Raw genomic sequence first — 23,152 nt, 5'->3', positions numbered from 1 at the left:
GCTACTTTGTCTGAAATTTTGCTCACGATGATCACCTGTTAAGTCTTAAGTGTTGAGTACTGCAAACGTATCGACATCGCGCCCGGCATCAGCCGAACGTAAATGAATAAGCTTCGACGCCCGGGTCCAGAAACTCGATCGAGAAGGTGTGATCCTTGACGTCGCCGGTCTGCCGCACCAGTTGATAGAGCCGCTGCTCCGTCACCGTGCCTGTGCCGTCGGCCGTCACGTCACTGCCGTGTGCTGCGCCCGGCGCGGCGCCGTCGATGCTGACGCGGAACCGCACAGGCTTGCCGTCTTTGTCCGGACCGAGCACCAGATGCAGATCGCGCGCATGGAAGCGGTAGACGATGCCACCGGACGCTGCGGCGAGCGTCGCGTGCTCTTCACCGACCCGCCACTTGCCATCGAGACCCCACTCGTTGAGCGAGAGCTGTGTGGGGGCCGCGTACGTATGCGACCTGTCTTCTGCTTCGCCGCCAGGCGAAGCGAAGTTCTCGGCACGCGAGTAACCGATATACGTTTCCGGTGACTTCATATCCGAGTTGTCGGCCGCTGCTTCCACGCCCATGACGCTGGTGCTGGTCAAACCCGTCGGGACGCTGGTCGCGTTCGCGTGCCCTGCTTCAGCCAGTAACTGCTGGATGACCTTCTCCGACTCCGCATAGTCGCCTTCGCCGAAGTGGTGATAGCGGATGCGTCCTTGTGAATCGACAAAGTAATGCGCCGGCCAGTATTCGTTGTTCAGCGAGCGCCAGATGGCGTAGTTGTTGTCGATCGCTACCGGATAGTCGATACCGAGGTCATGCGTGGCTTTCTTCACGTTGTCGATATTGCGTTCGAAGGCGAATTCCGGGGCGTGCACACCGATCACGACGAGCCCTTGATCCTTGTACTTTTCGGCCCATGCTTTGACATATGGCAGCGAGCGCAGGCAGTTGATGCACGAGTACGTCCAGAAGTCGACCAGTACGACCTTGCCGCGCAGGCTCTGGGCAGTCAGAGGGGGCGAGTTGAGCCACTGGACCGCGCCGTTGAGCGACGGCAACTGGCCTTCGACAGGCAACGGCGGTGCGTTTTCGCTAACGGGTTGTGCTGCGCGCAGCATGCCGCCGGATGACGCCGCCATCATGCTGCCCGACGTCGCGACCATCGCGTTGCCTGTGGTGACCACGTCGTTGTCGGAAGAGGCAGCTATCGTGCCCGAAGCAGCGAGGGGGTTGGCCGCCGCCATCGCCGTCGTCGTGCGGGGCGCAAGCCGGTCGACCAGCTTCTGTTCAATACCGCCGGTCGCCACCGTGGACACGCGGGTCAGCACGCCCGTGTCGAGACCCAGCGCAATCGCAACCACGCCGCACAGCATCGCCGCGCCGATCCCACGACGGACCCATTCTCCTGCGCCCAGCGAGCGCTTCATCGCCGTAAACACGCGTCCGCCGATCAGCAGCGCCACCGCCAGCGAGGTAGCCGCGCCGGCCGCATAGGCAACCAGCAGCAGCGTAGTACCGACGCTCGCACCACGCAGCGCCGCACCCGTCAGCACCAGACCGAGAATCGGACCCGCGCACGGTGCCCACAGCAGTCCCGTTGCAATGCCGAGCAGAAACGACGATCCCGCCCGCACCTGCTGGCCATCGGCCTGGGCAAAGTTCGACAGGCGGTTGCCGGCGCTCACCAGCGGGCGCATCAGATGATCCGCAAAACGCGGAAACAGGAGGGTCAAGCCGAACACGCCGAGCAGCGCAATCGCGACCCAGCGGCCGTACTGGTTGGCCTGGGTCACCCAGCCGCCGCCGACCGCGGCAAGCGTCGCCACCAGAGCGAACGTGAGCGCCATGCCGGCGAGCAGCGGCAGGCCGCTGCGCACGAATGGCTGATCGGCGCGCGCGAAGACGAACGGCAGCACCGGCAGGATGCACGGGCTGAGAATCGTCAGGGCGCCGCCGAGGTAGGCAAGAACGATGAGCAACATGACTGGTCCAGAAAGGTTATTGGCCTATGTTTGGTCCACTGGGGTTCAGGTGGCGGCCGGCGTAAATTCCATGGCGAGGCCGTTCATGCAATAACGCAGGCCGGTGGGCTTCGGGCCGTCGTCGAAGACGTGGCCCAGATGCCCGCCGCAGCGCCGGCAGTGCACTTCTGTGCGCGACATGCCAAACGAGCTGTCCTCGCGCTTGTCCACGGCGTGATCGAGCGGCGCCCAGAAGCTCGGCCAGCCGGTATGGCTGTCGAATTTCGTATGCGACGAGAACAGGTCGAGCTTGCATCCGGCACAGGAGAACACGCCGGTGCGATGTTCTTCGTTCAACGGGCTGGAGTAGGGGCGCTCCGTGCCTTCCTCGCGCAGCACCTTGTACTGTGCCGGGGTCAGCAATTTGCCCCATTCGACGTCCGTGTGGGTCACTTCGAAGGCCTTGGCCGGCGTGCCGGTATCGGTCGGCGCCGCGGCCAGCTTCGGCAAACGGCTGACGGCGGCCAGCGCCGCCACGGCTACGCCGCCCGAGAACAGAAAACGTCTGCGACTTTGCATGAGATGCTCCTTGGTGCCAGTCTGAGGATAGTGGCGCCATACTAGGACGGAGGCGGTGTCGAAGTCCTCACAGAAAGTTAAATTAAATGTGATAACTCGCCGGCTGGAAATTTTGCACAATGGGGGCAACGCGGCGTTCCTGCGCTGCTATGACCGAACACCCCTCCAACCACCGCCTGACAGGCGTTTGAAGCCCCTATGGATCATCCGAAGCGCGTACTGATCGTCGAGGACGACGTCGACATTGCCAACGTTTTGAGCCTGCATCTGCGCGACGAACGCTATGAAGTCGTGCATAGCGCGGACGGTAACGAGGGCCTGCGGCTGCTCGAGCAGGGCGGCTGGGATGCCTTGATTCTGGACCTGATGCTGCCCGGCGTCGACGGCCTGGAAATCTGCCGGCGGGCCCGCGCGATGACGCGCTACACGCCGATCATCATCACCAGCGCGCGTTCGAGCGAAGTGCACCGGATTCTTGGCCTGGAACTGGGCGCCGACGACTACCTCGCCAAGCCGTTCTCCGTGCTCGAACTGGTGGCGCGGGTGAAGGCGCTGCTGCGGCGCGTCGATGCAATGGCGAAAGACTCGCGGATCGACGCCGGTACATTGCAGACCGCGGGTTTGACGATCGATCCGCTGACGCGCGAAGCAGCCGTCGATGGCCGCCGTATCGAGCTGACGCCGCGCGAATTCGACCTGCTGTACTTCTTCGCCCAGCATCCGGGCAAGGTGTTTTCGCGGATGGATCTGCTGAACGCCGTCTGGGGTTATCAGCACGAGGGGTATGAGCATACGGTCAACACGCACATCAACCGGCTGCGCGCGAAGATCGAAGCCGATCCGGCGCAGCCTTCGCGCATCCTGACCGTCTGGGGGCACGGCTACAAGCTCGTGGCGCCTTCTGAAGGGGCTTCTTCCCAAGACTCCAAGCAGAAGGATGCATCGTGAACCTGACGCTTACCCAGCGGCTCCTGATCGTCTTCTCGGTGCTGTTGCTCGCCTGTTCGGGCGCGTCCGCGTGGCTGCAGATTCGCTCCAGCGACCTGCACGAGAAGGAAGTCGTGCAGGGCCTCTCGCGCGACCTTGCCGCACACATTGCCGGCAGCGCGACACTGATGGATGCCAATGGCCTGCGACCCGACGCCGTGCGGCAACTGTTCGGCCAGTTAATGGCAGTCAATCCGAGCGTCGAGGTCTATCTGCTCGACAACGAGGGGCGCATCAAGGGCGATGATGCCCCCGCCGGACGCGTCAAGCGCCAGCAGATCGACCTCGCGCCGATCCGACGCTTCATTGCCGGCGATGCGTTGCCGATCCTCGGTGACGACCCGCGCAGTCTCGACGGGGGCAAGGTGTTCAGCGCCGCGCCATTGCAAACGGCCGGGCAGCCGCCTTCGGGCTACATCTACGTCGTGCTGCAGGGCGAGGCGCACGACCAGCTCGCGGCGCGCGTGGCCGCAAGCTCGGTTTTGCGGACGACGCTGTGGTCGATGGCCCTGGTGGCGCTGCTATGCCTCGTGGCAGGTTTGATGGCATTTGGCTTCATCACACGGCCGTTGCGGCGTTTGACCGAGGCGATGCGCCAGTTCGATGCCAACGGTGAGCCGGATACGCAGCCGAAGGTGCCGCGCTCATCGTCGGCGGGGCGGCGTGATGAAATCGCCGTACTGGAGGCCACTTTCACGCAGATGGCCGATCGCATCGGCGAACAGTGGCGCGCACTGACGCGGCAGGATCAGCAGCGGCGCGAACTGCTCGCCAACATTTCGCATGATCTGCGCACGCCGCTGACTTCGCTGCACGGCTACCTCGAAACGCTATCGCTCAAGGCGGATACGCTGAGCGACGTGGAACGCAAGCGCTATCTGGGGATCGCGCTGGCGCAGAGCGTCAAGGTGGGGCGGCTTGCGCAGGCACTGTTTGAACTGGCGCGGCTCGAGCACGGCAATGTGCAGCCGGCGCTGGAGGATTTTTCGCTGGTCGATCTGGTGCAGGACGTGTTCCAGAAATTCGAATTGCCGGCCGAGGCTCGGCGTATCCAGTTGCGGGCCAACATTCCGCCGCGCTTGCCGACGGTTAGTGCCGATCTGGGGATGATCGAGCGTGTGCTGACCAATCTGCTCGATAACGCGATTCGCCACACGCCGGCAGAAGGGGCGATTGATGTCGAGCTCGCGTATCGCGATGGCAAGGTGCAGGTGATGGTCAGCGATACCGGTCCGGGTATTCCGGCCGAGATGCGCGAAGGACTATTCGAGCGGCCGTTCAGCGCGGGTGGGGCGCATCGCGGCGGGGGCTTTGGGCTGCTGATTGTTCAACGCATGCTGCAATTGCATCACAGCCGGATTCGTCTGGTTGAGCGCGATGGTGGCACCGGGACGACGTTTTCTTTCGAGTTGCCGATCAGCGCCGCAGTGCATGCCTAGAGTGCCTGGGGCGCTCAATCTACTTCAACGGGCACCCTGCGCGCCAAGGCACACATCAGTTCATACCCAATCGTGCCCGACGCCTCGGCCACATCGTCGATCTTCACCTGATCGCCCCATAGCTCGACTTGCGACCCGACATGTGCGTCCGGGCAGGGCGTGAGATCCACGGTCAGCATGTCCATCGACACGCGGCCCACCACGCGTGTCAGCGTGCCGTCCACGGCGATTGGTGTTCCTGTCGGTGCGTGCCGCGGATAGCCATCCGCGTAGCCGCAGGCCACCACGCCGATCCGCATTTCCTCGTTGGCCGCAAACTTTCGGCCATAGCCGACGGTCTCCTGCACAGACAGCGTTTGCGTGCCGATGATTTGACTCGTCAAGCTCATCGACGCGCGCAGCGAGGTGTCCGCGATATCGCGCGACACGCCCGACGGCGAGCCACCGTAAAGAACGATACCCGGCCTGACCCAGTCCCGATGGGCGCCCGGATGCCACAGAGCCGCCGCCGAATTGGCAAGGCTGCGCTCGCCGGGAATCCCGGCGGTGGCGGCATCGAACCGCTCCACCTGCCAGTCGATATCGTCATTGTCCGCGCTGGCGAAGTGGCTCATCAGCGTGATGTTGCCAATCGATTCCGCTGCACGCGCCCGTTCCCAGGCGGCCCGGTAGACGTCCGGTCTGAATCCCAGGCGGTTCATGCCGGAGTTCATCTTCAGGTTGATATTGACAGGCTGCGTCACCTTGGCGGCGCGTAGCAGTTCGAGCTGCTCCGTGCAGTGCACCGAGACGCTCAGGCGCTGCTCGTCCGCAACGGCGACGTCGCCCGGCGTGAAGATGCCTTCGAGCAGCAGAACCGGCTTCGTCCAGCCCAGCTCGCGCACGCGGACCGCCTCGTCGAGGTCGAGCAGTGCAATACCGTCGGCATCGGCCAGGCCCGAATAGATACGTTCGATTCCATGCCCATAGGCGTTTGCCTTGACGACGGCCCAAACCCGCGAGCCAGGGGTCTTTTGCCGGATCAGTTGAAGATTGTGTCGGACGGCATCCGGATGAATGCGGGCAACAATCGGGCGGGGCATCGAAGTCCTCTGCGGAAATAGGGGTTAGGAGTCAGCGGCATGCACTGGGTTTTTGATCTCCACCCAGTTTCGGGCACTAGCATAGATCGACGTTTTCAGGTTTTGTTACTGTATTTCTGTCGAATTTCAGTATAAAAAATGCCCGCGAAAATGACCTGGGCGGCTCCGTTTCGAGCCGCGGTCACGGTAACATCCATGATCCATGACGCACGCAGCTACGCTCATCCATAGAATGGGAACTTCATGATCAGATTTCTGCACACCGCGGACTGGCAGATCGGCACCCAATTCGGCCAGTTCGACGCCGAGGAAGCCGCGCATCTTGCTGAAGCGCGTTTCGAAACGGTGCGCCGGATCGCCAGTGAGGCCGCCACGCGCCGCGTCGATGCGGTGCTGGTGGCCGGCGACGTATTCGATCAGCAGACTGTCTCCGATACCGTCATCCGGCGCCTGTTCGGCGCGCTCGCAGGCTTTACCGGCGCGTGGATCATGCTGCCCGGCAATCACGATGCGGCGCTGGTCGAAAGTGTCTGGACGCGTGCGCAGCGTTTGAACTGCATCCCGGCGAATGTGCATGTCGTGCTGACACCGGGCGTCGTCCAGTTCGACGCGCTGAAGTGCGCGTTCCTCTGCGCGCCGCTTACGCAGCGCATCACCTACGACGACACCACGGCGTTTTTTGACCAGACGTCGACGCCGCCCGACTATTTCCGCGTTGCCCTGGCTCACGGCAGCGTGAGCGGCATCCTGCAGGAAGGAATCGATTCGACCAATCCCATCGAGCCGACCCGCGCCGAGACCGCGCGCCTCGACTATCTCGCGCTGGGCGACTGGCACGGCCACTTCCAGGTGAACGCTCGCACCTGGTACGCCGGCACGCATGAGCAGGACCGCTTCCGCGCCAACGATCCGGGCTTCATGCTCGATGTCACGCTCGACGAGCCAGGCGCGCTGCCGTCGGTGCAGGCGGTGCCTGTGGGCAAATATCGCTGGCTGCGTTGGGAAGAGGAGATCGTGGTGCCGAGCGATGTGGACGCGTTGAAAGCGCGTCTGCAGGCGCTCGGTGCGACGGACGTGCTCAAGCTGGACGTGCGCGGTACAACGGATCTCGCTTCCGCCGAAGCCGTGCGTCTTGCTGTGGACGAAGCCCGCGCACGAGTGCGTGCACTACGCGTGGAGATGAGCGAACTGCAAGTGCAGCCCACTGAGGACGACCTCGCCGCGCTCGGTGCGCAAAGCGGCTACCTTGGCAAAGTGGTCGCGCGTCTACGCGATCTGCAGGCCGACCCGCAGCAGGCGAAACTCGCGGCGGAAGCGCTATTGCTGCTTGCCCAGTTTCAGCGTGAAGCGAGGCCTGCATGAAGCTAGAAAGCATCGCGATCCAGGAATTCAAGCAGTTCAGCGGACGTCTGTTCATCGGCGATCTGCAGCCGGGTTTGAATCTTTTTATCGGACCGAACGAGGCGGGCAAGAGCACGATCGCCGAAGCGGTGCGCACGGTGTTTCTCGAACGCTACAAAGCCTCGCATCTGAAAGACCTGTTGCCTTGGGGAAAGGCGAGTGGGCAGCCGTCGGTGGAAGTCAGTTTCACGCTTGATGGCGTCGCCTGCATGCTCGCCAAACAGTTCGTCACGCGGCAGCGCTGCGATCTGCGGATCGGTCAGCAGGTGTTCGGCGAGGATGAAGCCGAGGACCGGCTGGCGGCGCTGCTTGGTTTCTCGCGTGCGACGCGTGGTGCGATGAAGGCCGATCAGGCCGGTGTGCCGGGGTTGCTGTGGGTACAGCAAGGCGAAACGCATGACGTGCGCGATGCGAGCGGCCACGCGGCACTCTATTTGCGTGATGCGCTTACGCAGCTTTCGGGCGGTAACAGCTCGGCCGGCGAAGATGTGTTGATCGGCGCGGTGCAACGCGAGTTGCGGCAACTGCTCACCGCGCGCACGCAACGCTCGACGGGTCCGCTTGCTGAAGCTGAGCAGGCTTTGGCTACGCTCGCGGGCGAACGCGACACGCTCGATGCGCAACGTCGTCAGTTCGACGAGAACCTCACGCGTCTCGCGACGCAGCAGGAAGCGTTCGAGGATGCGCAACGCAAGCGGCCTTGGGAAGTTCACGAACAAAAGGCAGCGCAAGCGCAGGCGCGTGCCGCCGCGCTGGCCGAACTCGAGCGTAGCGTACAGGGGCTGGCGCAAACGCTACACGTCAGTGAAGTCGAGTTGGCCATGTCGTTGCAGCAGGAGCAAAGCGCGGCGGAACTGGAAGCGACGCTTGCCAACGATCGGCAGCAACTCGAACGTTCGAAGGCGGCGGTGCTGACAGCCGATGCTGAGCACGCTCAAGCAAGCGCTGGAGTGGCGCGTTGCCAGCAGATTAGTGATGCTGCAGCCCGCGCGCTCGAACTCGCGAATGCCGCTGTGATGGCGCAGGAATTGAACAATCAGATCACGCTGCACAAGGACGAGATCGCGCGGCTTGAAACTTCGATCGCTGCTGCGGAGGCTGCGCAGACCGCGGTGCTCGACGCGACGCGCAGCGCAGCCTCGCTCGAAATCGATGTGGCCCAATTGCAGCGGCTGCAAGCGCTTGAATCGCGCATCAGTGTGCTGCGGGCGCGCAAGGAAGCTGCGATGACGCGCATCGACTATCGGTTGAGCGGCGGGGCGATCGTGGTGGGCGGCGAAACGCTCACAGGCGAAGGCGTATTGCGGCTCGACGATGAGCAGACTATTGAGCTGCCGGGCGTCGGCGAGTTGCGCATTGTGCCCGGCGTATCGGATCTCGCAGCGCTGCGTACGGAACTGTCCGATGCCGAAGCGCAGCAAGCGGAGTTGTTGCGAGCCTTGGGCGTAGCTTCACTCAGCGATGCGCAGACGCGGCATGAGCAATGGAAAGCACAGGTGGCGCATCTGCAGAGCCAGCAAAAGATTCTCGCGGTGCATGCACCGAAGGGCATCGAGCCGCTGCGTGCTTCGTTAGCAAGCGCACTGGCGCGTCACCAAACAGCTGACAAACGTCTTGCCGAATTGCCCGATGTCGCGGGTGCTCCAGGCGTCGACGAAGCGCGTCGCACTTCAGATGAGGCACGCCAGGCGATCGAGTCCGCGACGCGGACTTTGGCTCAAACCAGCGAGCGGCGTTCGACCGCACTCGCGTCGAGCGGCTCGCTTGCCGAACAGGTCCAACGCAAGGAAGCACAGTTGCAGGACGAAGCGTTTCGCGCACGTCGCTCGCAATGGCAGGCAAAAATCGTCGAACAGCGCGCACGTGTGGACGCTTTAACGAAGCAGCGCGACGAACGCAATCAGGAACTCGGCGCCGCGCGCACCGACGATCCGGCTGCGGAGGTGAAGCGCTATCGCGCGTCGGCGGAACTCGCACGCACCGAGCAGCAGGAGCGGCAAGTGCGGATCGCCGAACTGCGCAGCCAGTTGGAAACCATGGGTGCTTCCGGGCTCGGCGAGCGGCTCGCCGCTGTGCACGCCTCGATTGAGCAGATGGAGCGCCGCAAAGCCGAACTCAGTCTGCGCGCTGGCGCGTTGAGCCTGCTCGACAAGGTGCTGGTCGAAGAACGCGATGCGGCGGTGGCTCAATTGCGCGCGCCGTTGACGGAACGGCTCGGGCATTATCTGAAGCGTCTGTTCCCGCAGTCGGCGCTCGAACTTGGCGACGACCTGAGCCCCATCGCGTTGCAGCGAGACGGCCGCATCGACACACTCGATGCCCTCAGCTTCGGTACTCGCGAACAGATGGGGATCCTCGCGCGCCTAGCCTACGCAGACTTGCTGAAGGCCTCCGGACGTCCCACGCTGCTGATGCTCGACGACGCCGCAGTGCACACCGACGGCACACGCCGCGACGCATTGAAGCGCGCCCTGCTCGACGCAGCGACGCGCCATCAGATTTTGTTGTTCACCTGTCATCCGGAGCTATGGGACGACCTCGGCGTCAAACAACGCGCTATTGATGACCTGAGGGTCGCCGCATGAGCTCGATTCCCGCAGGGCTTATGCTGGTCCACGGTAATCAGCCGGAACGCCTGCGCGATCTGATGGTGCAATGGATTCGCCAGCATCCGCTGAGGCCGCTGGAAAAGGAGGTCATCCTCGTCCAGAGCAACGGCATTGCTCAATGGCTAAAACTCGCTCTGGCCGCCGATCCTGAAGACGGTGGTTGCGGTATTTCGGCAGCGCTCGATATGTCGCTGCCGGCGAGCTTCCTGTGGCAGGTGTATCGCGCGGTACTTGGCGAAGACTCGGTGCCGGCCATCTCGCCGTTCGACAAATCGCGCCTCGTATGGCGGCTCACGCGTCTGCTGCCCGAGTTGCTCGAATCGCCAGAGTACGCGCCGCTCAAACGCTTCATGTCCCGCGATGATGACCAGCGCAAACGCTTCCAGCTTGCGCAGCGGGTGGCGGATCTGTTCGATCAGTATCAGGTGTACCGCGCGGACTGGCTCGCGGCATGGGCCGCGGGCAAGGACGTGCAGATCGACGCGCGCAACAACAGCACACCGCTGCCGGACGAATACCGCTGGCAGGCGGCGCTATGGCGCTCGCTGCTGGAGGACGTTGAGGCGCATGCACCGGATGGCATCGACATGGCGACGGTTGGACGCGCCGCGGTGCACGAAGAATTCATGCGGCGTGCCGCCGCCATGCCTGACGACGAACGTCCGGCTGATTTGCCACGGCGGGTGATCATTTTCGGCATTTCGAGTTTGCCGAGGCAGGCGGTGGAAGTGCTCGCCGCGCTCTCGCGCTGGACCCAGGTGCTGATGTGCGTGCATAACCCTTGTGCGCATTATTGGGCCGACATCGTCGCCGACAAGGATTTGCTGCGGGCGGAGCGCTCGCGCCAGCAGCGCCGCCAGGGTGCGCCTGTCGCAATGGACGATGCGCAGTTGCACCTGCACGCGCAACCGTTGCTGGCGGCGTGGGGGAAACAGGGCCGCGACTTTATCGGTCTGCTCGATGAGTACGACAGCGCGGAGGAACGCGCACGCTACGCATCGCAGTTCACTGGTATCGGGCAGCGGATCGACCTGTTCGAAAGCGAAGACGCGTTGACCATGCTGCAGCAGCTGCAAGACGACATTCGCGATCTGCGGCCAATACGGGAAACGCGTGATCTCTGGGACGAGGTGGACCCGCACACGGACCACTCGATCCGCTTCCACGTCGCGCACAGCGCGCAGCGCGAAGTGGAGATCCTGCACGACCAGTTGCTAGCCGCGTTCGCCGCAGATTCGACTTTGCGTCCCCGCGACGTGATCGTGATGGTGCCGGATATCGAAGTCTATACGCCGCATATCCAGGCCGTGTTCGGTCTGCTCGACAAGGAAGACCCGCGCTACATCCCATTTAGCGTGGCGGACCGCGGACAGCGCGATTTCGATCCGCTGATCGGCGCGCTCGAAACGCTGCTGGCGCTGCCGCAATCGCGCCTGACGGTCAGCGATGTGCTCGATCTGCTCGAAGTGCCCGCGCTGCGCGCGCGCTTCGGCATCAGTACGGACGATCTTCCGAAGCTGCGGACGTGGGTCAGCGGGGCCAATATCCGTTGGGGGCTGCACGCTGAACAGCGCGCGAGTTTGGGCTTACCGCAGGCCGGCGCCGACAACGCGCCGAACAGCTGGGCCTTCGGTCTGCGCCGGATGCTGCTCGGCTACGCCGCGGGCGACAAAGCCGGCGCGTGGCGCGAGATCGAACCGTATGCGGAAATCGGCGGACTGGATGCAGCGTTGCTGGGGCCGCTGACGCGCCTCGTCGATGCGCTCGACCACACCTGGAAGACGCTACGCGAGCCCGCTACGGTGGAGGAATGGTGCAACCGTCTGCGTTGGCTCAAGACCACTTTCTTCGCCACCGACGATAGCGAGGACGCCTACACACTGGAACGCCTCGACGCCGCACTCGAAGCCTGGCGCGATGCGTGCGACGAGGCGGCGCTTACGGGCGAGCTGCCGCTTTCGATTGTCGGCGACTACTGGTTGTCCCAGTTCGAAGGCGGTGGCCTGACGCAGCGCTTCTTTGCTGGCGCCGTTACCTTCGCAACGCTGATGCCGATGCGCGCGATTCCGTTTCGCGTCGTCTGTCTGCTCGGCATGAACGACGGCGACTATCCGCGTAACCGGATGCCGCTCGACTTCGACCTGATGCGCCGCAACTACCGGCCTGGCGACCGCTCGCGTCGTGAGGACGATCGTTATCTGTTTCTGGAGGCGCTGCTGTCGGCACGCGAGCATCTGCATGTGTCGTGGGTGGGGCGCAGTGTCAACGACAACACGCCGCGTCCGCCGTCGGTGCTGGTCGGTCAGTTGCGCGATCATCTGAAAGCGGGCTGGCGTCTCGAAGGCGCAGCGGATGATGATGCGGATGCGCTCCTCAAGGCGCTTACAGTGGATCACAAGCTGCAACCGTTCAGCGCGGATTATTTCCCGGTGCAGCCGAAGGCGTCGGGGTTGTTCACGTATGCACGGGAATGGAGCCGGGCTGTGCCGCGGTCTGGCTTTGGCACAGCTGCAGATGATGCGCCGCTACCGCCGCTGGAGCGGACCGAGCCGTTATCGGTGCGCGAGCTGGCGGACTTCCTCAAGGATCCGGTCAAGAGCTTCTTCCGGCAGCGTTTGCGCGTCGCTTTCGAAGCCGAAGATGCGGCCAGCGAGAATCACGAGCCGTTTGAAGTCAATCAGCTTGAAGCGTGGCAATTGCAGAATGAACTGATTCGCGCACAGGCTGCAGCGTTGGAGCGCGGTGACGAGGATGTGTTGCCGGCGGCGATGGCCCGCCTCGAGCGCATGCATCGCAGCGGCGATCTGGCGGCAGGCGGTTTCGGCGAGGTTATCGCCGGTGAGTTGATGGAACCGATGGCCGATCTGTTCGAGCGCTTTCGGGCGGAACTGCAGCGCTGGCCCGATCTTCTGGACGAGCAGTTTGAACTGCGCGTGGAGGGCGGCCCGGGTTTGGGCACGCTGACGATCGAAGACTGGGTCGGCGAATTGCGGGCCGGTCCCAACCATACCCGTGGCCGGGTGTTTCTCGAACCGGGCACGCTGATCAAGGACCGCAAGTATCGCGGCGACCGGCTTATCGCCTATTGGGTGGGGCACCTGGCCGCGCAGCTTGCTGCAGGCGCGGTCACGACCGTAATCGTCAGCAAGGTAGGGAGCGTGGAGTTCACACCGCTCGCGGAGGACGTGGCGCGCGCGCATCTGCTGACCTTGCTGCGAGCCTGGGACGAAGGCACACGCAAACCGCTGCCGCTCGCCGTTAGAACGGCGTTTGCGTGGCTTAGAAAGCGGCCAGGTGCGCTTGATTTCGCCGATGCCGAGAGTCGCGCGGGCGCGGGTGGCGAGCATGACTTTAATGGTGGCGGTGAGACGCTCGCTGCGCAGCTCAACGAAGCGCGCGAAGCCGCCCGTCTCACTTACGATGGCGTGGGTCGCCAGGCAGGCGAGCGGCAGACCAACGCGTATCTCTCCCGTGCCTACCCGGATTTCGACGCGCTCGCTGAAAGCGGCGAGTTCGAGACACTTGCCGTCGCACTGTTGTTGCCGCTGCATCGCGCGATTCCGGTCTCGGTGTCGAAACCGAAAAATGCATCGTCACAAACGGGAGACGCGCAATGAATACTCCCCTGACAACGCACCAGTCCGAGGGAACCGCGGTAGAACTAAAGCCGCTCGAATTTCCACTGCAGGGCAGCAGCCTGATCGAAGCGAGCGCCGGTACTGGCAAGACCTTCACGATCGCCATGCTGTACGTCCGGCTCGTGCTCGGTCATCGTGGAGCGGATAGCGAAGCACGACCACTGACGCCGCCCGAAATCCTGGTCGTGACGTTTACCGATGCGGCCACCAAGGAGTTGCGGGATCGCATCCGCGCGCGGCTGATCGAGGCCGCCGCCTATTTCCGCGCGTCGCCGGAGGAGGTCGAGCCGCTCCCCTCCGGCAAGGACCTGTTGCACGACTTGCGCGACAGCTACGACGTCGAGCAGTGGGCCGCCTGCGCGCACCGCCTGCAGCTCGCCGCCGAATGGATGGACGAGGCCGCGGTCTCCACGATTCACGGCTGGTGCAACCGGATGTTGAGCGAGCATGCGTTCGACAGCGACAGCCTGTTTTCGCAGACGCTCGAAACCGACCAGAGCGAGTTGCGCGCTGAAGTCGTGCGCGATTATTGGCGCACCTTCCTTGCGTCGCTTGATGTGCAGTCGGCGGCGGAAGTTCGCCAATGGTTCGCGAGCCCGGCGAAGCTGCAGCAGGCGATTCGCGGTCTGCTAGGCCATGCCGATCTGCTGGAAGAGGCCCCGCCGCCGCTCGAAGCGCTGCAGGAGGCGCGCAAAAAGCAGCGCGAACATGTCGACCATCTGAAGACGAACTGGGGAAAGTGGTGCGACGAACTCCAGACGCTGTTCGACGACGCGCGGGCGAAGAAGCAGTTCAAGGCGACGAGCCTGAACGCGCCGAACTGCAAGAAGTGGCTCGACAAGCTTCGCGACTGGGCCAACACGCCCGACATGCAGCGGCCCGATTTCGAGGCTACCGCCGCAGTGTGGACGCGGTTTACGCGGGCTGGCGTCGCTGAAATCTGGCTCATCGGCGAGCCACCGGCGCATCCTGCCTTCGTCGCGATGGAGACGCTGCGCGACGCGTTGGCCGCACAGCCCACTGCGCAACGCGCATTGCTGCGGCACTCGGCCCGCTGGATTGCGCAGCGCTTCACGGAAGAGGAAGCGCGCCGTTCGCAGATGGGCTTCGACGATCTGCTCACGCGTCTTAACGAAGCCTTGCACAAGCCGAACGGCAAACGCTTGGCTGAGATCATCCGTCAGCAATACCCGGTCGCGCTGATCGACGAGTTCCAGGACACGGACCCGGTGCAATACCGGATTTTCGATGCCGTCTACCGCATTGAGGAGAACGATCCGGACACGGCAATCGTTTTGATTGGCGATCCGAAGCAAGCGATTTACGCGTTCCGTGGTGCGGATATTTACACGTACCTTGAAGCGCGTCGTGCCTGCGCTGGACGGTTGTTCACGCTGAAGAAAAACTTCCGCTCGACGCAGGGAATGGTGGACGCCGTCAATCGCTGTTTCGAGGCGGCCGAAGAGCGGCAGAGCGGCGAGGGGGCATTCCTGTTCCGCAGCGCCGAGGGGGGAGCCAATCCGCTTCCGTTTATTGCCGCCGACGCAGCAGGCCGTAAAGACTCGCTGCAGGTCCAGGGTATGGAGGTGCCTGCGCTGAGTGCGTGGTGGCTGCCCTCCGTCGACGAAGGCAAGCCGCTCAGCAAGGAAGCATATCTGCGCGAGATGGCCGCCAGTTGCGCGACTGAGATGGTGCGCCTTCTCAACCTGGGGCAAGCCGGCAACGCGGCCTTCGAAGGCGCTAGTGGCAATACGCCGCTGCAGCCGGGCCATATGGCGGTGCTGGTTAACAACGGCACGGAAGCGCGTGCGATCCGCGCTGCGCTGGCTGAACGCGGCGTGCGTAGCGTCTACCTGTCCGATCGGGATTCGGTGTTTCAGACGGGGGAAGCACAGGAATTGCATCACTGGCTCGCGGCGTGTGCGGACCCCGATGACGGGCGTCTGGTGCGCACGGCGCTGGCGACCGCGACGCTCGGACTCGATTGGGCCGCGCTTGATACGTTCAACCGCGACGAACTTGCGTGGGAGAAGTGCGTGCTGCGGTTCCGCGACTACCGCGACTGCTGGCGCGACAAAGGCGTGCTGCCGATGCTGCGCCGTCTGCTCAACGATTTCCACGTGCCGCAGCGGCTGCTCGGACAGACGGCAGGCGCGGCAGTCAACGGCGAACGCGTGCTGACTAACCTGCTGCATCTGGCCGAGCTGCTGCAACAGGCCAGTGCGCAGCTTGACGGCGAGCACGCGCTGATTCGCTATCTGGACGAACAGTGCGCGGATGAGGGCGCCAATGCGGGCGGCGATGCACGGCAACTGCGTCTCGAGAGCGATGCGGGTCTGGTGCAGGTGGTGACGGTACACAAGTCAAAGGGGCTGGAGTATCCGTTGGTATTCCTGCCGTTTGCGTGCACCTACCGCCCGGTCAATGCAGACGATATGCCGCTCAAATGGCATGACGAAGCGGGCAAGTTGCACATCACGCTGGGTGACGTCGACGTGTTGCCGCGAGCGGACCGCGAGCGGCTCGGCGAAGACCTGCGCAAGCTTTATGTGGCGTTGACGCGGGCGCGCTATGCGACGTGGGTGGGGATTGCGCCGATCCAGAGCGTCGAGTTGAGCGCGTTCGGCTATCTGCTCGGTGGTGGCAAGCCGATTGCCGGCACTGAACTAGGCGCGCTGCTGGAGCAATTGCGAGGTGCGTGTGGCGATATCAGTATTGCCGAGGCGCCGCCGCCGACCGGCGAACCGTTCGTGCCGCTCGGCACACAGCAGTTGCGCGGTGAAGCTCGCATGCTGACGCGGCCCGTGCGCGAATCGTGGTGGATCGCCAGTTATTCGAGTCTGCGCAAGGACAATGGTGTGATCGGCGGTACGGGTGCTCATGTAGTTTCCGTGCCGGTAAGCGCGACCGACGACGCGGCGACAGACGATTCACGCTTGGCCCCTGAAACGCGCAGTGAAGATGTTTTCCACGAGTTGCTTGAAGCAGAAACGCTCGAAGACGACGAGGTTGCGTCAACAGCGCCGCCGCGGCACGTGCAACCGGCAGCGCCCGCCGCGGCCGCGACCGCGCTCGCGTTGCCGGCCGATGAGACCTTGCACGGCTTTCTGCGTGGCGCGGACGCAGGCAGTTTCCTGCATGACCTGATGGAGTGGGCGGCCAACGAAGGCTTCGCGAAGCTCGCCGCCCACCCGCAAACGGTGCGCGATACCGTGGCGCGCCGCTGCAATCTGCGTGGCTGGCCGCGCTGGATCGAACCGTTGACGGATTGGCTGCTGTACCTGCTGCGCACGCCGCTCGCACTGCCGCCAGTAGAAGGCGAGACGGTGCAGCCAGTCGTGCTGGCGAATCTTGACCCCGCGTCATACATGGCCGAAATGGAGTTCTGGCTCGCGGCGCACACCGTCGATACACAAGTGCTCGATCAACTCGTGTGCGACCTGACACTCGATGGCGAAGCGCGGCCCGCGCTCGAACCCGCCCGCCTGAACGGTATGCTCAAGGGCTTTATCGATCTGGTGTTCGAACACGAAGGTCGCTATTACGTCGCGGACTACAAGTCGAACTGGCTCGGACCGGATGACGCGGCGTACACGCCGGCGAGGATGCGCGCGCAGATCCTGCATTCACGCTATGAACTGCAGTACGTGCTGTATCTGTTCGCACTGCATCGTTTGTTAAAAGTGCGTCTGCCGGATTACGACTACGACCGCGACGTGGGTGGTGCGGTGTATCTGTTTTTGCGGGGCGGTCGTGCGCCCGGTCAGGGCTTGCATGTCGAGCGGCCGCCGCGCGAGTTGATCGAAGAACTGGATGCGCTGTTTGCGCATCATCGCTCCGCGGGCGAAGATGTCGATGAGTATGCGTTGAAGGAAATCGAATGACGCCCCGTTCCAACGACACCGTAGCCATCACTGACGCCAAGGGCGACACGCGCCGCATGCTCGCCGTGCTGGACCAGTGGGTCGAGCGCGGCTGGTTGCGCGCGCTCGATGCCGGCTTCGCGCGCTTCCTGTGGACGGAGGAACCGCAGACGCCGCCGCTGCTGATGCTGGCGGCCGCGCTCGCGAGTCATCAGTTGGGGCGTGGCCACGTGTGCCTCGACCTGCAGGCGACACTGGACGATCCGACCTTCGCGCTTTCGTTGCCGCCCGATGGACCACAGGCGCTCACCACAGTGGAACCGCCGCAGGCGCCGGCGGAAGTCCTGGCAGGCGTGAATCTCGCGCGCTGGCTGGGAGCGCTCGATCAGCCAGCGCTGGTCGGCGCCGATGCCGGCAATACGCCGCTCGTGCTCGTCGGTACGCGGCTGTATCTGCGTCGCTACTGGCAATACGAGCAGGATGTGCGCGCTGGCATCGAGCGTCGGCTCGCGGCGTCGGCGCAGATGGAAGCGTCGCTGCAGGCCGGTTCTGCGCGCACCGCGCTGGACGCGTTGTTTCCACCGCGCGCCGCCAACGTGACGGGCGCGGACTGGCAGAAGCTCGCTTGCGCACTGGCAGCGCGCAGCGCGTTCAGCATCATTACCGGCGGCCCAGGCACCGGCAAGACGACTACCGTGGTCAGACTGCTTGCGTTGCTGCAGACGCTTGCACTCGACGGCATAGCGAATCCGCTGCGTCCCGCGCGACCGTTGCGGATTCGTCTCGCAGCGCCGACCGGTAAAGCCGCGGCGCGTCTGAACGAGTCGATTGCAGGCGCGGTCGAGCAACTGCCCGTCGACGCGCTGCCGAACGGCGCGGCTGTGCGCGAGGCGATCCCGACCGTAGTGACGACGCTGCATCGCGTGCTCGGCACGCGTCCCGACAGCCGGCGTTTTCGTCACGACGCGAGCAATCCATTGCCGGTTGACGTGCTGGTGATCGACGAAGCCTCCATGGTCGATCTCGAGATGATGGCGGCCGTGCTCGACGCATTGCCCGCATCGGCACGGCTGATTCTGCTGGGCGATAAAGATCAGTTGGCGTCGGTCGAAGCCGGGGCCGTGCTCGGGGAACTGTGTCAGCGTGCGGGCGAAGGGCATTACACGCCGGCCACGCGCGACTGGTTGCTCGCCGCAACCGGCGAGCGCATCGAGGGCGCCATGCTGGACGAACAGGGCACGGCGCTCGATCAGTCGATCGCGATGTTGCGGCACAGTCATCGGTTTTCCGCACAGAGCGGGATCGGCCAGCTCGCTACGCTCGTCAATGCGGGTGACGCTGCGGCTGTCGCCAGGATCTGGACACACGGTCACGCGGATCTCGCGTTGCTGGTTTGCTCGGCTACTGACGATGCGTCCTTTAAGGCACTTGTTATAGATGGATACGGCGGCGCTAGCGATGCATCGGCGTCAGCGCAGTTGTTCGGCGCCAATGGCGAGCTGGGCCGGCCACGCTATGGCTATCGGCATTATCTGGAGACGATGCGCACCCAGCAGCCTGACCGCTACGACGCGCCCGAAGCATTTGACATTTGGGCGCGCGCGGTGCTGAAGGCGCACGGCGAATTCCAGCTTCTGTGCGCGTTGCGCCGCGGACCGTGGGGTGTCGAAGGACTCAACAAGCGCATTGCGCGGCTGCTGCAGGAAGACGGGCTGATTGCGATGCGCGGCGAGTGGTATCCGGGACGGCCGGTGCTCGTAACCCGTAACGATTACGAGTTGGGGCTGATGAATGGCGACATCGGCATCACGCTGGAGCTTCCGGGCACGACGGATGAGAACCCGGTGTTGCGAGTGGCCTTTCCGGCGGCCGACGGCACAGGCGGCATCAAGTGGGTTTTGCCTAGCCGTTTGCAGGCAGTGGAAACAGTGCTCGCGCTCACCGTACACAAATCGCAGGGCTCGGAATTCATGCATGCCGCATTGGTGTTGCCCGATACGTTTAGTCCGATTCTGTCGCGCGAACTCGTCTACACAGGCATCACCCGGGCGCGGGCGTTTCTGACTCTGGCGATCCCGCAAGGTAAGCCCGTGCTCGAACAGGCGGTGTGCGCGAAGGTGCAGCGGGCGAGCGGGTTGATGGCGGGGTTTGAGCGCGAAACGCAGTAGTCGGACTAATGGATGCGTCACCAGGGTTCAGGCTTATCAGCGACTTTTGTCCCACCGGGCTACAATAATTTCGCGCCCATGTTGCATGTCACTTCAAGAGGCGAGCATGAGAATCGCGGTACTCGATGACGACCCCGCCCAAACCGCTTTCGTGCATGAAACGATGTCAGCGGCGGGCCATGTCTGCCATACCTTTTCCGAAGGTCGCGCACTCGTCCAGCAGTTGCACCGTCAGACCTTCGATCTCCTGATCCTCGACTGGATCGTGCCGGACCTGTCCGGCGAAGAAGTATTGCGCTGGGTGCGCTCGACGCTAGCCGAGCGCGTGCCAGTGATTTTCATGACCTCGCGCGGCCGCGAAAGCGACATCGTTGCAATGTTAAATGCCGGCGCGGACGACTACGTCGTCAAACCGGTCGCCGCGAGTGTGCTGCTAGCGCGGGTCGGCTCGCTGCTACGGCGCACCTATCAGCTCAACGCGGCTGCCGTCAAAGCGACCTTTGGCGATTTCGAATTCGACCTGAACGCTAAACAGGTACACGTGAAGCAACAATTGGTGAATCTCACGCAGAAGGAATTCGAACTCGCATTGTTGCTGTTCCAGCATTTGAACCGCCCGTTGTCGCGGGCGCATATCGTCGATATGGTCTGGAAGCAGACCGTCGACATTCCCACGCGCACCATGGACACCCATGTGTCGATGTTGCGCTCGAAACTGGGCCTGCGCCCGGAAAATGGCTACCGCCTCACGCCGATCTACGGTTATGGCTACCGGCTCGAACAGATCGGCGATGAAGTGATCGACACGCGCGACTAGCAGTCCCACGGCTAGTCCTACAGATCGATCTAACAAGATTTGACTTTCTTCGACCGGCGCATCAGTTAAGCTGAATGCAAGGCATCGGAAGGGCGGCCGGATAGTCGTCCTGCGGATGCCACCCTCAGTCGCGTCGTTAGCGTTCCTCACTTGTATGAATACACTCGAGTCGACCCAATCGCATTCGCCGCTACCGTTCGCGCTTTCGGTCTACGATCTGACCGACGCGCAGTGGGAACGTATCGTGCCGCTGCTGCCCGAGCTTAACCAGAGCGTTGTGCGCAGAGGGCGTCCGTGCGTGAATCTGCGTGGCGTGGTCAACAGCGTTCTGTGGGTGTTGCGTACCGGCAAACCATGGAACGCCATGCCGCAGAACTACCCTCCCTATCAGACCTCGCACCGGTACTACTTACGCTGGCGTGAGGCGGGTGTGTTGTCGGACATCGCGCTCGAGTTGTTTCATACCGACGCGGTGCTAGCCCGTTACGTCTCCCGCAAGCGCGAGCAGCACGAAAACAAAGCTGCCTGATTTCGACGCGTCGTCTCCCTTCTGTACCATTCACGCTTGATCGCACGGCGTCTTCCCGCTATGCCGCATGGGAAGTCGCGAGTACGATAAGCTGATTGGCCATAAGACGCAGAAGGACAGCGGAGCCGCTGGCTCCCGAGGAGACGACCCAATGATGCCTATGTTCGACGAAGGTCTCGGCCGCCGTGAGGCGAACCATGTTCCGCTCACGCCGATCGATTTCATCGCTCGTGCTGCGCAGGTCTATGGCGAGCGTTGCGCGGTGGTTCACGGTGCGGTCCGACGCACGTGGCGCGAGACGTATGAGCGTACGCGCTGCCTTGCCAGCGCGCTGCAACAGGCAGGGATAGGACGTGGCGACACCGTCGCGGTGCTGTTGCCCAACATCCCTCAGATGATTGAAGCGCATTTCGGTGTGCCGATGGCAGGAGCGGTGCTCAATACGCTGAACACGCGGCTCGATATCGCGTCGATCCTGTTCATGTTGCGGCATGGCGAGGCCAAGGTGTTGATCGTCGATACCGAGTACGCCGAACTGGCGCATCGTGCTTCGCTGGAGTTTCCGGAACTGCGGATTGTCAGCGTCAATGACGTGATGCCTGCTGATCCGCACAGGTTTCCACGCGCAACCGATTACGAAGCCTTCCTGCAAGGCGGCGATCCGCAATTCGCATGGCAGCCGCCGGCCGACGAATGGGACGCGATCGCGCTGAACTACACGTCCGGTACGACGGGCGATCCGAAGGGTGTCGTCTACCATCATCGCGGCGCCTATCTGAACGCCGTGAGCAACATCCTCGAATGGGATATGCCGAAGCACGCGGTGTATCTATGGACGCTGCCGCTGTTTCATTGCAACGGCTGGTGCTTTCCATGGACCGTGGCGGCGCGTGCGGGCGTCAATGTCTGCTTGCGCAAGTTCGACGCGAAGACCGTGTTCGAGCTGATTCGCACAGAGGGTGTCACCCATTATTGCGGCGCGCCGATCGTCCAGAGCGCGCTGGCCAATGCGCCTGAAGCGTGGCGCGAAGGTATCGGGCACCGGGTCGCCACGATGGTGGCCGGCGCGGCGCCTGCGCCTGCAGTGATAGCCAGGATGAAGGAGATTGGCTTCGATCTGACTCACGTCTATGGCCTCACCGAGGTCTACGGACCGGCGTCTGTCTGTGCCAGGCAAGAACACTGGAACAGCGTCGGCGACGACGAACTCGCGCGGCTCAACGCACGTCAGGGCGTGCGCTATCACCTGCAAGCCGCCGCGACCGTGCTGGATCCGGACACGCTCGAGCCGGTACCGAACGACGGCGAAACGCTGGGCGAAATCATGTTTCGCGGCAACATCTGCATGAAGGGCTATCTGAAGAACGAGCGCGCCACCGAAGATGCCTTCAGGGGCGGCTGGTTCCATACCGGCGATCTGGGCGTGATGATGCCGGATGGCTACATGCGCATTCGCGACCGCAGCAAGGACATCATTATTTCGGGCGGGGAAAACATCTCGAGCATCGAGATCGAAGACACGTTATACCGGCACCCGGCGGTTTCGGTGGCCGCCGTGGTGGCGATGCCCGACGCGAAGTGGGGCGAGGTGCCCTGCGCCTTCGTCGAGCTGAAAGAGGGCGCAGAGGCTACTGCCGAAGAGATCATCGCGCATTGCCGTCTGTTCCTGGCGAGTTTCAAGTTGCCCAAGGCAGTTCGCTTTGGAGAGCTACCTAAAACGTCGACCGGGAAGATCCAGAAATTCGAACTGCGCGCACGGGTGAAATCCGGCAGCGCGATTGATCTGGCCGACGGGAGTGCTAGCTCACCGCAGGCCAAACCGTGAAGCGGGCCGGACGCTATTAACCGCGGCTGTCGACCCAATGACGGGCCCAGCGGCATGAGTGCTGCAGCGCCTGTTCTTCGTCGTTGAAGTAGTCGAGCGAGTAGAACTGATAGCGCGCTTCGGTGCGAGCCGTGTCGGCACGCTCGAGCAACAGGTTGGAGGAAAACGAACCGTCAGGCAAACGATGTGCCGAAGGTTGGACGGCATAGCCGTTGTAATGATGAATGTGTTTGTTTTGCATTTTAATTTTAAATATTCGTACGC

General features: G+C 63.3%; 14 protein-coding genes. 10 read left to right on the top strand and 4 right to left on the bottom strand.

The window, feature by feature from the left end; genetic code table 11:
- Nucleotides 1-88 precede the first annotated feature (88 nt).
- Both P3T17_RS06650 and msrB read right to left on the bottom strand, forming a co-directional pair.
- On the bottom strand, nt 89-1,972 hold the full coding sequence (locus P3T17_RS06650) for a cytochrome c biogenesis protein DipZ (protein ID WP_429405602.1): 1,884 nt from the start codon (nt 1,970-1,972) through the stop codon (nt 89-91).
- 45 nt (nt 1,973-2,017) lie between these two features.
- On the bottom strand, nt 2,018-2,530 hold the full coding sequence (gene msrB / locus P3T17_RS06645) for a peptide-methionine (R)-S-oxide reductase MsrB (protein WP_074266471.1): 513 nt from the start codon (nt 2,528-2,530) through the stop codon (nt 2,018-2,020).
- Between the two features lie 198 nt (nt 2,531-2,728).
- Between msrB and P3T17_RS06640 the strand changes: the two genes are divergently transcribed.
- On the top strand, nt 2,729-3,478 hold the full coding sequence (locus tag P3T17_RS06640; RefSeq protein ID WP_429405600.1) for a response regulator transcription factor: 750 nt from the start codon (nt 2,729-2,731) through the stop codon (nt 3,476-3,478).
- Nucleotides 3,475-4,956 carry an ATP-binding protein gene (locus tag P3T17_RS06635; protein ID WP_429405598.1) on the top strand — a complete coding sequence of 494 codons (1,482 nt, stop codon included), beginning with the start codon at nt 3,475-3,477 and terminating at the stop codon, nt 4,954-4,956. Before P3T17_RS06640 ends, P3T17_RS06635 begins: the two co-directional genes overlap by 4 nt.
- Nucleotides 4,957-4,970: 14 nt before the next feature.
- Here P3T17_RS06635 and alr read toward each other — a convergent pair whose 3' ends face one another.
- Entirely contained in the window at nt 4,971-6,038 is a 1,068-nt protein-coding gene (gene alr, locus P3T17_RS06630) for an alanine racemase (protein ID WP_429405597.1), read from the bottom strand.
- Nucleotides 6,039-6,281: 243 nt separating this feature from the next.
- On the opposite strand from alr, the gene P3T17_RS06625 reads away from it, so the two are divergent.
- The 8 genes from P3T17_RS06625 (at nt 6,282) to P3T17_RS06590 (ending at nt 22,888) form a co-directional block, all read left to right on the top strand.
- Entirely contained in the window at nt 6,282-7,400 is a 1,119-nt protein-coding gene (locus P3T17_RS06625) for a metallophosphoesterase family protein (RefSeq protein WP_429405595.1), read from the top strand.
- The gene (locus P3T17_RS06620) at nt 7,397-10,024 is read left to right on the top strand and encodes an AAA family ATPase (RefSeq protein WP_429405593.1); all 2,628 of its coding nucleotides are present in this window, start codon (nt 7,397-7,399) and stop codon (nt 10,022-10,024) included. The genes P3T17_RS06625 and P3T17_RS06620 overlap by 4 nt, the downstream gene beginning before the upstream one ends.
- The gene (gene recC, locus P3T17_RS06615) at nt 10,021-13,665 is read left to right on the top strand and encodes an exodeoxyribonuclease V subunit gamma (RefSeq protein WP_429405591.1); all 3,645 of its coding nucleotides are present in this window, start codon (nt 10,021-10,023) and stop codon (nt 13,663-13,665) included. The genes P3T17_RS06620 and recC overlap by 4 nt, the downstream gene beginning before the upstream one ends.
- Nucleotides 13,662-17,570: an exodeoxyribonuclease V subunit beta gene (gene recB, locus P3T17_RS06610; RefSeq protein WP_429405589.1), complete on the top strand. Its 3,909-nt coding sequence runs from the start codon at nt 13,662-13,664 to the stop codon at nt 17,568-17,570. The genes recC and recB overlap by 4 nt, the downstream gene beginning before the upstream one ends.
- Nucleotides 17,567-19,717 carry an exodeoxyribonuclease V subunit alpha gene (recD, locus tag P3T17_RS06605; protein ID WP_429405587.1) on the top strand — a complete coding sequence of 717 codons (2,151 nt, stop codon included), beginning with the start codon at nt 17,567-17,569 and terminating at the stop codon, nt 19,715-19,717. Before recB ends, recD begins: the two co-directional genes overlap by 4 nt.
- Before the next feature lie 106 nt (nt 19,718-19,823).
- Entirely contained in the window at nt 19,824-20,534 is a 711-nt protein-coding gene (locus P3T17_RS06600) for a response regulator transcription factor (RefSeq protein ID WP_074266462.1), read from the top strand.
- 154 nt (nt 20,535-20,688) lie between these two features.
- Nucleotides 20,689-21,063, top strand: a complete 375-nt coding sequence (locus P3T17_RS06595; protein WP_074266461.1) for a transposase — start codon at nt 20,689-20,691, stop codon at nt 21,061-21,063.
- Nucleotides 21,064-21,214: 151 nt separating this feature from the next.
- A complete protein-coding gene (locus P3T17_RS06590; RefSeq protein ID WP_429405585.1) occupies nt 21,215-22,888 on the top strand; it encodes an acyl-CoA synthetase in 1,674 nt (557 codons plus the stop codon).
- A gap of 16 nt (nt 22,889-22,904) precedes the next feature.
- Here P3T17_RS06590 and P3T17_RS06585 read toward each other — a convergent pair whose 3' ends face one another.
- Nucleotides 22,905-23,129, bottom strand: coding sequence for a hypothetical protein (locus tag P3T17_RS06585; protein ID WP_074266459.1), 225 nt, complete (start codon nt 23,127-23,129; stop codon nt 22,905-22,907).
- Nucleotides 23,130-23,152: the final 23 nt, after the last annotated feature.

The sequence above is a fragment of the Paraburkholderia sp. GAS82 genome (genome assembly GCF_050436285.1).
Lineage (GTDB): Bacteria > Pseudomonadota > Gammaproteobacteria > Burkholderiales > Burkholderiaceae > Paraburkholderia > Paraburkholderia phenazinium_B.
This window is presented reverse-complemented; position numbering and strand designations above follow the sequence as displayed.